This is a genomic window from Janthinobacterium sp. EB271-G4-3-2 (genome assembly GCF_020858035.1).
In the GTDB taxonomy this organism is placed as follows: Bacteria; Pseudomonadota; Gammaproteobacteria; order Burkholderiales; family Burkholderiaceae_D; genus Janthinobacterium; species Janthinobacterium aestuarii.
The window spans coordinates 120296-133949 of sequence record NZ_JACYMG010000011.1 but is presented as its reverse complement, the minus strand read 5'-3'; the positions used below and the strand labels follow the sequence as shown (position 1 = coordinate 133949).

General features: G+C 64.5%; 13 protein-coding genes. 6 read left to right on the top strand and 7 right to left on the bottom strand.

From position 1 onward, the window contains the following. Positions 1 to 107: 107 nt before the first annotated feature. Positions 108 to 1325 carry a pyridoxamine 5'-phosphate oxidase gene (gene pdxH, locus IGS55_RS21510; RefSeq protein WP_230517031.1) on the bottom strand — a complete coding sequence of 406 codons (1218 nt, stop codon included), beginning with the start codon at positions 1323 to 1325 and terminating at the stop codon, positions 108 to 110. Between the two features lie 112 nt (positions 1326 to 1437). Between pdxH and IGS55_RS21505 the strand changes: the two genes are divergently transcribed. After that, positions 1438 to 2295 carry a tRNA threonylcarbamoyladenosine dehydratase gene (locus IGS55_RS21505; RefSeq protein ID WP_230517032.1) on the top strand — a complete coding sequence of 286 codons (858 nt, stop codon included), beginning with the start codon at positions 1438 to 1440 and terminating at the stop codon, positions 2293 to 2295. Here IGS55_RS21505 and thpR read toward each other — a convergent pair. Then, positions 2292 to 2810 carry an RNA 2',3'-cyclic phosphodiesterase gene (gene thpR / locus IGS55_RS21500; RefSeq protein ID WP_230517033.1) on the bottom strand — a complete coding sequence of 173 codons (519 nt, stop codon included), beginning with the start codon at positions 2808 to 2810 and terminating at the stop codon, positions 2292 to 2294. The two genes, IGS55_RS21505 and thpR, sit on opposite strands and share 4 nt — an antisense overlap. A 95-nt stretch (positions 2811 to 2905) precedes the next feature. Between thpR and IGS55_RS21495 the strand changes: the two genes are divergently transcribed. Together IGS55_RS21495 and cysK are read left to right on the top strand one after the other, a co-directional pair. Further along, positions 2906 to 3370 (top strand): FKBP-type peptidyl-prolyl cis-trans isomerase, encoded by a 465-nt coding sequence (locus tag IGS55_RS21495; protein WP_034746152.1) that lies wholly within the window; start codon positions 2906 to 2908, stop codon positions 3368 to 3370. Positions 3371 to 3469: 99 nt separating this feature from the next. Further along, entirely contained in the window at positions 3470 to 4402 is a 933-nt protein-coding gene (cysK, locus tag IGS55_RS21490) for a cysteine synthase A (protein ID WP_230517034.1), read from the top strand. Here cysK and IGS55_RS21485 read toward each other — a convergent pair. Next, the gene (locus IGS55_RS21485; protein WP_230517035.1) at positions 4363 to 5658 is read right to left on the bottom strand and encodes an SGNH/GDSL hydrolase family protein; all 1296 of its coding nucleotides are present in this window, start codon (positions 5656 to 5658) and stop codon (positions 4363 to 4365) included. The two genes, cysK and IGS55_RS21485, sit on opposite strands and share 40 nt — an antisense overlap. A 99-nt stretch (positions 5659 to 5757) precedes the next feature. Between IGS55_RS21485 and IGS55_RS21480 the strand changes: the two genes are divergently transcribed. Together IGS55_RS21480 and IGS55_RS21475 are read left to right on the top strand one after the other, a co-directional pair. Then, positions 5758 to 6663: a LysR family transcriptional regulator gene (locus IGS55_RS21480; RefSeq protein WP_230517036.1), complete on the top strand. Its 906-nt coding sequence runs from the start codon at positions 5758 to 5760 to the stop codon at positions 6661 to 6663. An 89-nt stretch (positions 6664 to 6752) separates the two neighbouring features. Continuing rightward, on the top strand, positions 6753 to 7154 hold the full coding sequence (locus IGS55_RS21475) for a ribosomal maturation YjgA family protein (RefSeq protein ID WP_230517037.1): 402 nt from the start codon (positions 6753 to 6755) through the stop codon (positions 7152 to 7154). 36 nt (positions 7155 to 7190) lie between these two features. On the opposite strand, the gene IGS55_RS21470 is transcribed toward IGS55_RS21475, so the two are convergent. From IGS55_RS21470 to IGS55_RS21460, 3 genes are all read right to left on the bottom strand, one after another. After that, positions 7191 to 10016: a M16 family metallopeptidase gene (locus IGS55_RS21470; RefSeq protein ID WP_230517038.1), complete on the bottom strand. Its 2826-nt coding sequence runs from the start codon at positions 10014 to 10016 to the stop codon at positions 7191 to 7193. A gap of 75 nt (positions 10017 to 10091) precedes the next feature. After that, positions 10092 to 10433, bottom strand: a complete 342-nt coding sequence (locus tag IGS55_RS21465) for a hypothetical protein (RefSeq protein ID WP_230517039.1) — start codon at positions 10431 to 10433, stop codon at positions 10092 to 10094. Continuing rightward, entirely contained in the window at positions 10434 to 11162 is a 729-nt protein-coding gene (locus IGS55_RS21460; protein WP_230517040.1) for a hypothetical protein, read from the bottom strand. Positions 11163 to 11353: 191 nt separating this feature from the next. Here IGS55_RS21460 and IGS55_RS21455 point away from each other — a divergent pair, with 191 nt between their 5' ends. Next, positions 11354 to 13126, top strand: a complete 1773-nt coding sequence (locus IGS55_RS21455; protein ID WP_230517041.1) for a GGDEF domain-containing protein — start codon at positions 11354 to 11356, stop codon at positions 13124 to 13126. Here IGS55_RS21455 and IGS55_RS21450 read toward each other — a convergent pair. Next, the gene (locus IGS55_RS21450) at positions 13116 to 13598 is read right to left on the bottom strand and encodes a CinA family protein (RefSeq protein WP_230517042.1); all 483 of its coding nucleotides are present in this window, start codon (positions 13596 to 13598) and stop codon (positions 13116 to 13118) included. The genes IGS55_RS21455 and IGS55_RS21450 overlap by 11 nt on opposite strands. Between the last annotated feature and the right edge of the window lie 56 nt (positions 13599 to 13654).

Below are 13654 nucleotides of genomic sequence, written 5' to 3'. Positions count from 1 at the left end.
CCCCAGCCGGGGCTGCAAATTGAGAAACAATGTTATTTAGTAACTTCTACCTTCATAGCCTACACCTATATTGACCAGCTTGCTTTGCGCCGCCCCGCTTATTCTGCTTACGGTTGCAAGCGTTGCATGCTCCATTGCCCGTCAGCACCGCGCGTAAACACGATGCGGTCGTGGAAGCGCGAACGGCGCCCCTGCCAGAATTCGATGCGCTCCGGCTGCAAGCGGTAGCCGCCCCAGTGGGCCGGGCGCGGCGGCTGCGCGTCGCCGACGGCGGCCGCCACGGCTTCGTAATTGCTTTCCAGCGCGGCACGGTCGGCGATGGGGGCGCTTTGTTGCGAGGCAATCGCCGACAGCCGGCTTTGCAGGGGACGCACATTGAAATACTCGTCGCTCTCGGCCGCCGTGGTTTTCACCACCGTGCCCTCGATGCGCACTTGCCGCTCCAGTTCGCGCCAGAAGAACAGCAGGGCCGCGTTTGGATTGTGTTGCAGGTGCTGGCCCTTGTCGCTGTTGTAATTCGTGTACCAGGTAAAGCCGCGCTCATCGAACTGCTTGATCAGCACGATGCGCGAGCTGGGCTTGCCTTCGGGACTGACGGTGGACAAGCTCATGGCGTTCGGTTCGCTGACCTGGGACTTGAGTGCTTCATCGAACCATTTTTCGAATTGCGCGATCGGGTCGCGCTGTACGTCGTCCTCGGACAAGAGCCTTTGCACATAGTCGATGCGCATGGCGGCCAGGGTGGCGGCGTCGTGCACGGGGACGGCGGGAGCGGCCGCGTCAGGCACATCGGGCGCGATGCCGCGGCGGCGCTGCATGGCCGTGCCCAGCTGCTCCATTTGTTGCGCGCTGAACAGGCGCTTGGCCATCGGTGCCAGCTGGCCCTCTTCCTTGCTCATGTGAGCCTGGTAGGCGGCAACGTAGGCGGCCACGCCATCGGCGGACAGCTGCGTGCCCGTGCCGGCCGCGATGGCGTCCAGTTCCGGGCGCAGGGTCAGCCAGGCCTGGTCCATGCGCTGGTGGTCGGCCAGGATTTCCGGTACCAGGGTCGCCAGCAGGGCGGCATCGTCGCCCGTGGCAGTCGCTTGCAGCATGGGCATCAAGTCCTGCTCTTCATCGTCATGGTGCAGATGGGCGGCTTTATTGAAATATTGCAACACCGCCTTGGCTGCCTGCTGCGCGTCCGTCGTGTTGCCGTGCTGTGCCAAATGGCCCAGCAGGTTTTGCAGGGTCGTCAGCTGCTTGCGGATTTTGTCGTGGCAATGCTTGAGCACGGCGATGGGCTGGTCAAAGCCGGGAACGGAGTCGAACAGGGGAGAGGTCATGGCGAGTTCTCGTGATGGGCGGTGTGGGGGCGCGGCGACAGTGCTGCTTGTCGCTGTGTCAATTCGGCTATTTTAGAATATCCGTCAGCGCAGTGTCCGTTAAAATGGCGCCATGCATACCTCCACCAATGAACTAATTTCCATGGACTTGACCGAGATCGATTTTGAGCGGCGTTTCGGCGGCATCGCCCGCCTGTACGGCGCGCCGGCTTTGGCCCGTTTCCGCGCCGCCCATGTGTGTGTGATCGGCGTGGGCGGCGTCGGTTCCTGGATCGTCGAAGCGCTGGCGCGCAGCGCCATCGGCCGCCTGACCCTGATCGATCTCGACAATGTTGCCGAATCGAACATCAACCGCCAGATCCAGGCCATGAGCGACACCATTGGCCAGGCCAAGATCACGGCCCTGGCCGAACGCATCGAACTGATCAACCCGTTTTGCCAGGTCACGCAGATCGAGGATTTTATTACCCCCGATAATCTGGATCAATTGCTGGGCGGGCGCGATTTCGACTACCTCGTTGATGCCATCGACAATGCCAAGGCGAAAGCGGCCGTGATCGCATATTGCCGCGCGCGCAACATTCCCATGCTGACCATCGGCAGCGCGGGCGGGCAGACGGACCCGACCCTGATCGCCGTGCGCGACCTGTCGAAAACGGAACAGGAACCGCTGCTCAAGAGAGTACGCAAACTGTTGCGCACTGAATATGGTTTCCCCCGTGGCGTGAAAAACAAATTCAATGTCGACGCCGTGTTTTCCATGGAACCGTTGAGCACGCCCGAGAGCGCCGAAGCATGCGCCATCGATGGCGGCGCGCCCGCCGGCGTGACGGGCCTGAACTGCGCCGGCTTCGGTTCCAGCGTGGTGGTGACGGCCAGCTTCGGTATGGTGGCGGCCGCGCATGCGCTGAAAAGCTTGCGCCAGGACAAATTAGCCGCGGTGCCCGTGTCGATACCGGACGCCGCCTAGCTTAATTTCCTGCTGGCCAGGATGCGGTAGTCGCCGCTGCTCTTGAGCGATTCCACCAGCACCAGCTCGTCCGCCTGCCAGGCGACGGGCGCGAAGTCCCTGATGGCCGGCGGCGGCGCCTGTCGCGCCAAGGTCACGTGCGGCGTAAAACGGTCGTGCTCGAAGCGGGGCGCCAGCCCCTGTTCCGCCAGGCGCTGCATGCAGGCCGTGCGCAAGTCCAGCAAGGCGGGAGAGGGCCGCGCTAGGGCGGCCCAGGCCAGCGCCAGCTTCGTAAAATGGCTGGCGTGATCGAACAGCAGGGGCATGGGATGCGCCGGCAATTGCGCCAGAATATCCAGCAGGGCCGGCAGGTCGCCGGCCGGGCGCTGGCCCAGGAAGGCCAGGGTCAGGTGCAGCTTGTCCGGACGCACGGGTTTGCCTTCCAGGCGCGCCTGCCAGGTGGCCAGGGCCGCGCGCGTGGCCGCATCGGGCCACAGCGCGTAAAACAGGCGGGGGCAATGTGTGTCGGGCGACAAGTTTTTCCTATCGTTGCGGCGGTTTGCTATTATTGGCGTTCCCTGCCCACTTTCACTGGCAGGGATCTTACCGAAACTCACTGAAAGAATACATCATGACGCGTAGCTCCGTTTTGTTTGCCCTGATCTGCTCCGTCGCCGCGTCGCTGGCGCAGGCACAGGCGCCAGCGCCTGTTCCCGCCTCCGCCGTCTCGCTGAGCCCAGGCCCTGTCGCCGATAAATTGATTCTGATCGATAACAAGGTCGGCACGGGCAAGGAAGCGTCCGTCGGCAGTAACGTCACCGTGCACTACACGGGCTGGCTGTACCGTCCGCTGGCGAAAGATTCGCGCGGCAAGAAGTTCGACAGCTCCGTCGGTCGTGGCCCGTTTGACTTCCCGCTCGGCAAGGGCATGGTCATCAAGGGTTGGGACCAGGGCGTGGCCGGCATGAAAGTGGGCGGCAAGCGCACCCTGATCATTCCAGGCGAACTGGCCTACGGCCCGCGCGGCGCCGGCAATGGCGACATTCCACCGAACTCGGCACTGATCTTCGACGTGGAATTGCTGGACGTGAAGTAATTGTTCAGTTTGGCGGCGGCGCATGCCCGCGCCGCCGCCATTTACGCTCTGAAACGCGGTAGACTGGGTTCTTCTGAAATTGCTGTGGAGACCACACCCATGAACATCGCCAACGACGTCACTGAACTGATCGGCAATACCCCCCTGGTGCGCATCAATCGCATCGCTGCCGGCAGTGTGGCCACCATCCTGGCCAAACTCGAATTCTACAATCCCGCGCACAGCGTCAAGGACCGCATCGGCCTGGCCATGATCGTCGCCGCGGAAGCCGCAGGCAAGATCCACTCCGATACCGTCATCGTCGAGCCCACCAGCGGCAACACGGGCATCGCGCTGGCCATGGTGTGCGCCGCGCGCGGCTACCGCTGCACCCTCGTCATGCCCGACACCATGAGCCGCGAACGCCGCATCCTGCTGCGTGCCTATGGCGCCGAGCTGGTGCTCACGCCCGGCAGCGAAGGCATGCTGGGTGCCATCCGCAAGGCCGAAGAACTGGTGGCGGCCGACCCGCGCTATCTGATGCTGCAGCAATTCAACAATCCCGCCAATCCCGCCATCCACCGCGCCACGACGGCCGAGGAAATCTGGCGCGATACGGATGGGCGAGTGGACATCGTCGTTGCCGGCGTGGGCACGGGCGGCACGATTACCGGCATCGGCGAAGTGCTGAAGGAACGCAAGCCCGGCCTGCAAGTAATCGCCGTGGAACCGGAAGCGTCGCCGATGCTGTCGAAGGGCACCAAGGGACCGCACCCGATCCAGGGCATCGGCGCCGGTTTCGTGCCGCAGATATTGAACACGGCCATCTACGACGAAATCATTTGCGTCAAGAACGACGACGCCTTCGCCACGGCGCGCCTGGCCGCCAGCGATGAAGGCTTGCTGGTCGGCATTTCGTCGGGCGCCGCCCTGTGGGCCGCGCTGCAAGTGGCGCGCCGTCCGGAAAACGCGGGCAAGACCATCGTCACCATCATCCCGTCGTTCGGCGAACGCTACTTGAGCACGGCCTTGTACGCGGGCCTCGGCGACTGATTTTTATTAAACAGCAGCGGCAGGTCTATGCCTTCCGCCAGCGCCCGGTTGCCCGCATCGCCCGGGTGCAGATGGTCGCCCGAGTCGTAGGCGGGCAGCAGGCGCAGCGGGTGCGCAGGATCGCGCGCCAACGCGTCGAAGTCGAGCACGGCATCAAAGCTGCCGCTGGCGCGTATCCACGCATTCACTTGCTGGCGCAGCGCATCTTTTTCTGGCTGGTAATAGTTGCTCAAGGGCGTGCCGGGCAGGGCGCCTTCGAATGGCGTCAGGGTGGCGCCGATCACGCGCACGCCGCGGCTGCGCGCCTGGGCGATCAGCTGGGTGTAGCCGTTTGTTAACTCCTCCAATGTCGGCCGTTTTTGCCGTGGCGCAAACGCCGTGCCGGGCCAGCTGATGTCATTGATCCCCAACAAGACGACCACCGTGCGCACGCCGGGCTGCGCCAGCACGTCGCGTTCGAAGCGGGCCTGGGCATTGTCTCCCATGCCGTCGGACAACAGCCGCGCACCGGAAATGCCCGCATTGATCACGGCCACGCCGTGCGGCGCCAGGCGCCGGGCCAGGAAATCGGGCCAGCGCGCATCCATCCCCAGGCTGGCAGTGGCGCCATCGCTAATCGAATCGCCGAGGATGACCACGGCTTGCGCCCCCGGCGCCGCCTCCACCTGTATGGCGCTGAGCAAGAGACGCGCCGTGGTGGTCTGCACGCCGGGCGCGTCATCGATGCGCGCGGCCCGCGTCTGATCCTGCGGGGCGATCCACGCCGTCTCGCGCCCATCCCAGTGAAACGTGGAGACGGGACTGGCTTGCGGCAGGTGGATGCTCACCGTCAGCCGGGCCAGGTCCGGCACGGACAGCTCGACTGGATCGCTGACGAGCGGCGCGCCCGGCGCCACGCTGGCCGCCGGCTGGCCGGCAAAGGTCAGCGTGCGCAGGCTGCCCGCTTCGATGGCGGAACCGGAAGCGGCCAGGGCCACGGTGGCCGCGCCGATGCGCAGCGGCGCCTTGCCATACGCATTCGACAGCACGATGCGCACGCGCGGGCCGCCCACGCTGAGGCGCGCCACCTGGCGCACGGTCTGCCCGTGCAGCACGGCGGGCACATTGCTGGGGAACAGGAAATCGCTGCGCCACACGGCTTGGGGGCTGGCCGTCCAGCTGGCCAGCCAGGCGTGGGCCGGTTCGGCCGCATGGGCGAGGGGAACACTCAGCGCCAGACTCAGCAGGATGGCGGGGAGGAGGGACAATCGTTGCATGGCGGCTCGCTTTATCAAGGGGAATGTCAGCATGATGAAAGCAAAGCCATTTATGTACTAGACTATCTCATCGAAGAACATTTATGAGTTGAATTCACAATGGCCAGACTGGAAGTGAACCGTTCCGGCGAGCTGGAAGTGTTTGTGCGCGTGGTCGAGCTCGGCGGCTTTTCCGCTGCCGCGCGCGCCTGCGGCATGACGCCATCGGCCGTCAGCAAGCTCGTTTCTCGGCTGGAAGAGCGCCTGGGCGCGCGCCTGCTGAACCGCTCCACGCGCCAGCTGCAACTGACGGCCGAGGGTTGCGGTCTGTACGAACGGGGACAGCACGTGCTGGCGGCGCTGGACGAGGCCGAGCGCTGCGCGGGCGTGCAGGATGTGCCGCGCGGCAGAATCAAGGTCAATGCGAACGTGCCGTTCGGCCAGCATTTCTTGTTGCCGCTGGCGCCGTTGTTTCTCGAACGCTATCCCGAGGTGACGCTCGATATCGTGCTCACGGATGCCGTTGTCGATATCCTCGAGCAGCGCACGGACGTGGCCGTGCGGGCGGGACCACTGAAAAGCTCCAGCCTGCTGGCGCGCAAGCTGGGCCAGACGCGCATGGCGATCGTGGCATCGTCAGCCTACCTGGCGCGGCGCGGCACGCCGTTGATGCCTGCCGAGCTGGCCGCGCACAATCTGCTCGACGCCAATTACGCGCGCGCCCGCTCGGGTTGGCCGCTGCGCCTGCCCGAGGGCGACATCGTCGTGCCCGTCACTGGCAATGCACAGGCCAGCGATGGCGAAGCCTTGCGGCAACTGGCGCTGGCGGGGCTGGGACTGGCGCGCCTGGCCGCTTTCCAGGTGCGCGCCGATATCGCGGCCGGCCGGCTGCAGGCCGTGCTGGAAGAGTTCAACCCCGGCGACAGCGAGGAAGTGCATGCCGTGTTCGTGGGGCAAGGCGGGCATGTGCCGCTGCGCGTGCGCGTCTTTCTTGACTTCCTGGCGCAGCACGTCGAGCTGGAGTGATGCGATAGGCTGCTGGCGGACACGGCCGCGCAGTACAATATCGGACGGGCCGCAATGGTTCGGCCCGTATTGTGCCTTTGAATGGAAATATGTTCCTGGTAAAACCTGAACGCCGCCGCCTGCTGCAGGTGGGCGCAACCGTGGCTGTCATCGCGCTGGGCCTGGCCTCGCGCGCCTTTCCCCAATTCGTTCCCGCCGCGCTCGGCAAGTATCCGGGCGACGCCCTGTGGGCCATGATGATCGTCTTTGCGCTGGGCATCGTCGCCACGCGCATGCGCACGTGGCAGCTGGCGCTGACGGCCTTGCTGATCTGCTTTGCCGTGGAATTCGGCCAGCTATACCAGGCGCCGTGGATCGTCGCGTTGCGCGCGCATCCGCTGGGACACCTGGTGCTGGGCTCCGCCTTCGGCTGGGTCGATTTGATCGCCTACACGGCGGGCGTGGCGATCGCGGCGCTGGTGGACAAGGTTGTTCTGTTCCGGCGCCGCTAGCAATGGGGTCAGACCGGTCGGGTCTGACCCCAGAACTTACTTCACGTTACCCTCGGCATCGCGCACTTCCACGGGCGCCAGCTTCAGCTTCGACAATTGCGGGGCGATCTTCGCCTTGTCGCCCACGCCGATGACGATCAGCTTTTCCGGCTGCAGGTATTTTTTCGCCACCTGCTGCACCTGCTTGTCCGTCACGCTGGCAAAGCGCTGCGGCAAGGTCGTGTAGTAGTCGAGGCCCAGGCCGTAGATATACGTGTTGGCCATGCTGGCGCTGATGCTGGCATTCGTCTCGAACTGGCCGGGCAAGGACAGCACTTGCGAATTGCGCGCATTCGCCAGTTCTTGGCGAGCCAAGGGCTTGGCGATCATGGCGCGGATTTCCCTGACGGTTTCCGACACGGCCGGGCCCGTCACATCGGTGCGCACGCTGGCGGCAATCGAGAACGGTCCAGGCTGATTGCGGTACTGGAATTGCGAGCGCACGCCATACGTGTAACCCTTTTCTTCGCGCAAGTTGGTGTTCAGGCGGCTGGTAAACAAGCCGCCCAGCGCCGCGTTCATCACTTGCAGCGGCGCGTAATCGGGCGTGGCGCGCGGCACGGCGATGGTCGACAGGCGCACGGCCGTTTGCGGTGCGCCCGGCTTGTCGACCAAAATCAATTTTGCCTTCGTCGTCTGCGGCGCCGCGGCCACGGACGGCGCCACCGTGCCTGCCTTCCAGCTGCCAAACTTCGCTTCGGCCAGCGCTTTCAATTCCGTCTCGCCGATATCACCCGAAACGATCAGCGCCGCATTGTTCGGCAGGTAATGCTGCTGCCAGAAACCTTGCAGGTCGGCGCGGCTGGCCGCTTTCAAGGCAGCTTCCGTGCCCAGCTGAATGTAGCCATATGGATGCTGCGGGCCGTACAGGGCGGCCGCCTCCACGCGGGCCGCGACAAAGCCCGCGTTTTCGCGCTGCTGCGCCAGTTCGCCGATGCGGCTGGCGCGCTGGCGTTCGACTTCTTCCTGCGGGAATTGCGGGTGCAGCACCACGTCGGCCAGCACGTCGAGCGCTTGCGGGAACGTGGCTTTGAGCGACGTCAGCTGGGCGAACGACGCGTCCACGCCGGAGCCGGTATTGAGCAGCGCGCCCAGCTGCGCCACGTCGTCGGCGATCTGCGGCGCGCTGCGCGTGGCCGTGCCTTCCTGCAGCAATTGCGCCGTAAAGCTCGACAAGCCCGGCTGCGCCAGCGGATTGGCGCCCGAGCCGCTCTTGATGACCAGCTGGCTGGACACGAGCGGCACGGCGCCGTTGTAGTGGTGGATCACGGTCAAACCGTTCGCCAGGGTGAACGATTTTCCTTGCGGTAAAACAATCTTCGGCGCGGGGCCGGCCTTCGGCACGGCATTGCGCCATGGCTCGTCCGCATTGATGGCCGTGCCTGGCGCAGGCTTGACCTTGCCCGGCGCCGGCGTCGGTACTTCCGCGCCCAGATCCGGCGTGCCGGGCACGCCATAGACCACCACGCGCGACTGGTTCTTCAGGTACTGGTCGACGGCGCGCTGCACGCCGGCCGCCGTCACCTGGCGGTAGCGCTCGATATCCTTGGCCAGATAGCCGGGGTCGCCCACGTACTGGTTGTATTCGTTGAGCAAGTTGGCCACGCCGTGGCCGCCCATTTTTTCCACCTGGCTCAGCATGCTCGTCTCGATGCTGTTGCGCGCGCGCTCCAGTTCCTTCTCGGTCGGGCCCTTGGCGCGCAATTGTTCCAGCTCCGCCTGCAAGGCTTGCTCGATTTCCTCGGGCTTGCGGCCCGGGCGCGCCGTCGCGTCGATGGTGAAAATCGACGTGAGGGCGTTCGAACCCTGGCTGGCGCCCACGTCCTGCGCGATCTGCTTGTCGTACACCAGGGATTTATATAAACGGCTGGACTTGCCGCCGGCCAGGATATGCGCGGCCATCGACAATTCCGCGTCATCCCTGGTGTAGGCGGACGGCGTCAGCCAGGCCATGAAGACGCGCGGCAACTCGACCCGGTCCTGCACCACGACGCGGCGCTCCTGCGTGATGGGCGGCGTCACGACATTCGGTTTCGGCACGGCCGGGCCGCTCTTGAAGCTGCCAAAATACTTGTTGACCAGTTCCTTGGTCTTCGCCTTGTCGATGTCGCCCGCGATCACGAGGCTGGCGTTGTTGGGGCCATAGTATTTGGTGAAGAAATCCTTGATGTCGGCCAGCTTCGCGTTCTGGATGTCCGCGTGCGAACCGATGACGCTGGCGTAATACGGGTGGGTCTTGGGAAACAGCTGGTGGTACAAGGCTTCCTGCACGATGCCGTACGGCGCATTCTCCACGCTCTGGCGGCGCTCGTTGCGCACCACGTCCTGCTGGTTCGTCAGCGCCGTCTGGTCGAGCACGTCGAGCAGATAGCCCATGCGGTCGGAGTGCGTCCACAGGGCCAGTTCCAGCTGGTTCGATGGCACCGTGTCGAAATAATTGGTGCGGTCGAAATCCGTGCTGCCGTTCGAATCGGTGGCGCCCGCGCCTTCGAGCAATTGGTCGGCCATGCCGCGCGGCACGTGCTTGGTGGCGGCAAACATCATGTGCTCGAACAAATGCGCAAAGCCCGTCAGGCCCGGCGCTTCATTGGCCGGTCCCACGTGGTACCAGATGTTGACGGCCGTGACGGGCAATTTATGGTCTTCCACGAGAATGACGTCGAGGCCGTTCGGCAAGGTGTATTTTTCGTATGCAATGTTTGGCACGGCCGTGGCGCCCGTCGTGACAGCCGCATCGGCGGCGTGGGCGTGGGCGAGGGTGAGCGGGGCGCCGTACAGCGACAGCAACAGGGCGGGGAGGGCCAGCAGTTTGATCGGTTTCATGCATGCTTCCAGGGATGGGTGGAGAAGACGCTGCTGCCCGCTCGTGGCTGGCGCAGCGCGACGGTGCTACCGGTGCTACGGTTGATACAGCAGGGCCGCGCCGCCCAGCACCAACAGCGCGCTGGCGATGGAGACGATGGCGGCCGCGCCCAGCAAGCGCCATTCGCGCGGGGTGAAGACAGGCGCGCGCCCCGGCGTTTCCGGCGCAGGCTGGGGCACGGCCGCAGGCAAGCCGCCCGCCGCGCGCGCCTGGGCCGCCAGCGCCTGCGTGGCGGCGTCCAGCAGGGCCAGCTGGCGCTCGACGGTTTCCGCCAGCACGGCTTCGTTCAGCGCCACGAGGGCGAATATGGGGTCGTCGACGTCGACCTTGATGCCCGTCTTGTCGAACACGTGGCTGCGCAGTTTGTGCCGGTCCATCTACCACTGCACCTTGTCGAGCTGTTCGAAGATGTCGCGGTAGACGACCTTGATGCGCTGCTTTTCCATGATGTTGAACTTGTCGTTCTGCAGCACTTCCTGCATCGTCAGGCGCGCCGTGTTCATTTTCTTGACGTCCGCGCCGAAGGTGTCGGGATTGCGCTGGCTCAGGGTGATGCTGCCCTTCACGCGCGCGCGGTTGTCGCTGTACGACTGCGATTCGACGAATTGCTTGCCGGATGCCGATTGCAGCAGGCCGAAGTGTTCGTTCTGCCACAGCACCAGCGGCACTTTCGTCGCTTGGGCCGTCGCGACAAAACCCGTGGCCGTGTCGTGCAGGGTATCGCCGCCGCCGACGATGGTGTGGATGTAGACCTTGCGGCCCGATTCTTCCAGCAGCGAGAAACAGTCGTTTTCCAGCAGGTAGCCCATCAGCGGCGAAAACGTGTTCGCGCCATTGTCGATCACGCAGTTGCCGTCCGTGTCGAGAATGTCGATCATCAGCGCGTCGAAGCGTTTCGGGTCGATGTTGCGCGCATCCGTCATCACGGGCACATGCTTGACCTGCATCGCCTTGTAGCGCGAGAACGTGGCGTTTTCCTGATCGGTGTCATAGCAGCGCAAAGGCGTGTCGTCCTTGCCGCCTATCCACTGGGCCAGCAGGGTCGAGACGAGGGTCTTGCCGATGCCGCCCTTGCCCTGCAGGATGAAATGTACCGTGTTTTGCATTGCGACTACTCCAAGTTGTTGCGTCAGTGACAATCAAAGATCCGTGACAGCGTCGACTGGCATTTTTACCACAATCCTTTGCAAATATGCCATGCGGAACAGCGAATCTGGTTATGATGTTAATCAGGATACCATTGATGTAGAGCAAGTTTTGTGTGAAAAATGCACCCCAGAGTGTGAACGAGGACGCAGTGCCGATCTCCAGTCTCGATAAAGCCGACATTGACCGTCTGAATCAGCAAGCCCTGTCTTGCCTGGTCGGCAACCGCCGCCAGGCGCGCCGGCTGGCGCAGATGGCGCTGGCGGCGGCGCAACGGCAACAGTATGCGCGCGGCGGCGCGTATGCGGAACTCAATCATTGCTGGCTCGCGTATTACGCGGGCGAGGCCGAACCGTCATGCGAGCGCCTGGGCGCGTATTTCCAGCACAGCGGCGACCTGGAAGGGGGCATGGAAGTGGCCGCCCTGCAGGGCGCGTATGCGAGCCGGCGCGGCGATTTTGCCGATGCCGAGCAGCATTTCCTGCAGGCGCGCAGCCAGGCCGCGCAGATCCCCGACTCGCTGCACAAGTTCATGCTGTACGCGCGCCTGGGCGTCGATGCCCTGAACCGTGGCGATACGCAGGACGGCCCGCGCAATTTCCTGCTGGCGCTCGACATCGCCGAGCGTTTCGGCAGCCCCGCGCACCGGGTCAACAGCCTGTCGAACCTGGCGTCGTCGCAGCATGACCTGGGCAATGATGAAGACGCCATCCCCCTGCTGGTCGAGGCGCTCGAGATCATCGGCACGCAAAAACTCAAATACCAGCAAACCATCGTCTCGGCCAACCTGGCCATGTGTTTATTGGCCACTGGCAAGCCGGCCGAGGCGCTGGCGCTGGTGGAACCGTTTTACGAGTGGCCGGAAGAAGATCTGGCCGTGCGCGCCTTTCTGTTCTGCATCGCCGCCCACGCAGCCATCCTGTTGCGCCAGCCCGACAGTGCCTTGCAATTGCTGTTGCGGGCCGAAGAATATGCGCGCCGGGGCCAGGACCTGGAAGAGCAGATGCATGCGTGGCTGGTGCGCGGCAAGCTGGACCTGCACGCGGGCCAGACGGCGCAGGCGCTGGCGTCGCTGACGCAGGCGCACAGCCTGCTGAGCTGGACGCGCAATCCGTTTCACCAGCAGCAGATACTGCGGGGACTGGCCGACATCAACGCCCAGCTGGGCGAATGGCAGGCCGCGTATGGTTTCCTGCAGCAATATCAGGCAGCCTACGAGGCCAGCAGCAAGTCGGCGCGCGCCTCGCGCAGCCTGATGCGCAACCTGGAAAAGGAAATGCACAGCCTGAAGGCCGAGCGCGACAAGGCGCTGGAGCTGCAGGCGGCGCGCGAATCGGAAAACGTCAAGCTCGAGCACCTGAACCGTGAACTGGCGCACCAGATCCTGCACGTCAATTCCCTGCAGGACAGCCTGAAGGAACAGGCCATGCGCGACCACCTGACGGGCCTGTACAACCGCCGCCATTTTGAAACCTGCCTCAATGCCATCCTGCACGAGGCCAATGCGGATGCGCCCGTGGCCATCGCCATCATCGACCTGGATTTTTTCAAGCGCGTCAACGACACCTACGGGCACAATTTTGGCGATGAAGTGCTGATCCAGTTTGCGCGTCTGGTGGAAGGCCAGCTGCGCGGCACCGATATGGTCTGCCGCTATGGCGGCGAGGAATTTTGCCTGCTGTTGCGCGAAGCCGACAGCCTCATCGCCGCGTACAAGATCGACGATATCGCCGCGCGCTACCGCCAGCTGCTGATCCAGCAGGCGCCGCACAGCTTGACGGGCTGCACCTTTTCGGCCGGCATCGCCGAGTATCCGCGCCACGGCGCCGGCCGCCACGAATTGCTGATGCGCGCCGACAGCGCGCTGTACGCGGCCAAGCAGGCAGGCCGCGACCGCGCCTGCATCGCCGACGCTACTGAATAAAGCGCAGCAGTTCGCGCAGCGCGTGCGCCACCGCCTGCTCGCGCACGGCCTGGCGGTCGCCGGAAAACACGAGCCGCTGCGTCTGGATGCGTCCGTCCATGGCCCAGCCGAAGCAGACGGTGCCGACGGGCTTGCCCGGCACGCCGCCCGTGGGGCCGGCGATGCCTGTGGTCGAGACGGCCACCTGGGCTTCGCTGTGGGCCAGACTGCCTTGCGCCATGGCGGCGGCCACTTCCTCGCTGACGGCGCCGTGTGCGGCGATCAGTTCGGCGGGCACGCCCAGCATGCTGCTCTTGGCGCCGTTGGAATAGGTGACGAAACCCCGTTCGAACCAGGCGCTCGAGCCCGAGATATCGGTGACGGCCTGCGCCACGCCGCCGCCCGTGCACGATTCGGCCGTGGCCAGCAGCAGGCCTTTCGCCTGCAAGGCCAGGCCGAGCGCGGTGGAGAGGGGGACGAGTTCGTTGCTCATGGATGACTCCTGCATGCGGTGAAAATGGTGGCAAGACTGTAGCACGGCCAATGGTA